The organism is Streptomyces sp. NH27, from assembly GCF_056859195.1.
Map to the genome: position 1 here is coordinate 1 of NZ_JACEGK010000943.1, position 1,323 is coordinate 1,323.

At 75.7% G+C, this 1,323-nt stretch carries 1 protein-coding gene; it reads left to right on the plus strand.

What is annotated here, in order from left to right; genetic code table 11:
- The coding region (locus AC13HU_RS37280; protein ID WP_483046435.1) for a TIM-barrel domain-containing protein at nt 1–1,323 on the plus strand (1,323 nt) is incomplete at both ends.

Genomic DNA, 1,323 nt, shown 5'->3' on the forward strand with positions numbered 1-1,323 from the left:
GGCCGACCCGCGGGCGCTGCTGGAGCCGGACGGCGCGGGCTGGCGGGTGGTGTCCGAGCGGATCACGGTGCGGATCTCGGACCGGGGAAAGGTGGACTTCCGCACGCCGGGCGGGCTGCTGCTGCGCTCGGAGGGTCCACCGTCGTGGCGGGACCCGGCGGCCGGGTCGGGGGACAGGTCGGGGGACGGCCGGGCGCCGCGCTGGGAGCAGCGGGCTCGACTGCCGGCCGACGCGCGGGTGTTCGGGCTCGGCGGGCGCGCGGCGGGTCCGGTACTGCGCACGGGCCGGTACCGGTTGTGGAACACCGACCCGGGCGGGTCGTTCCGGCCCGGCGACGATCCGCTGTACGTCACCATGCCGGTGCAGCTCGTGGTCGCGGACGCGGGTTGCCATCTGGCCTTCCACGACAACACGTGGGACGGCGAGGTCGCGCTGTGGGACGGCCGGGAGGGCGCCGGGTCGGGGCCGGACCAGGCGGGGATCAGCCGGCTGCGGATGGACGGCGGGCCGCTGCGGTACTGGGTGATCGCCGGTACGCCCGCCCGGGTGCTGTCAGGGTGGACCGCGCTCACCGGACGGTCGGCGCTGCCACCGCGCTGGGCGCTGGGCCATCACCACTCGCGGTGGGGGTTCGGCAGCCAGGAGGAGGTGCGGCGGGTCGCGGCCGGGTACCGGGAGCGCGGGCTGCCGCTGTCGGTGCTGCACCTGGACATCGACCACTTCGACGGGCACCGGATCTTCACCGCCGATCCGCGGAGCTTCCCCGATCTGCCGGGCCTGGCACAGGAGTTGGGCGGGCACGGGGTGCGGCTGGTGTCGATCGTGGACCCGGCGGTGAAGGCGGAACCGGGCCTTACGGCGTACGACGGCGGGTCGGCGGTGGGCGCGTTCGTGCGGGATGCGCGGGGCCAGGAGGTGCGCGGCGTGGTGTGGCCGGGCGAGGCGGTCTTCCCCGACTTCACCGACCCGGCCGCGCGCACCTGGTGGGGCGGTCTGTACGAGGAGCGGCTGGCGAAGGGCTTCGCCGGGTTCTGGCACGACATGAACGAGCCGGTGTCCTTCGCGGCGTTCGGCGATCCGACGCTGCCGCTGTCGGCCCGGCACGCGCTGGAGGGCCGCGGCGGCGACCACCGCGAGGCGCACAACGTGTACGGGCTGTCGATGGCCCGGGCCGGCTACGAGGGCCTGCGCGAACTGCGGCCCGAAGAGCGGCCGTTCCTGTTCTCGCGGTCGGGCTGGGCGGGGATGCAGCGGTACGGCGGCACCTGGTCGGGCGATGTGGCGACCGGGTGGGAGGGGCTGCGGGCTTCGCTGGCGCTGGT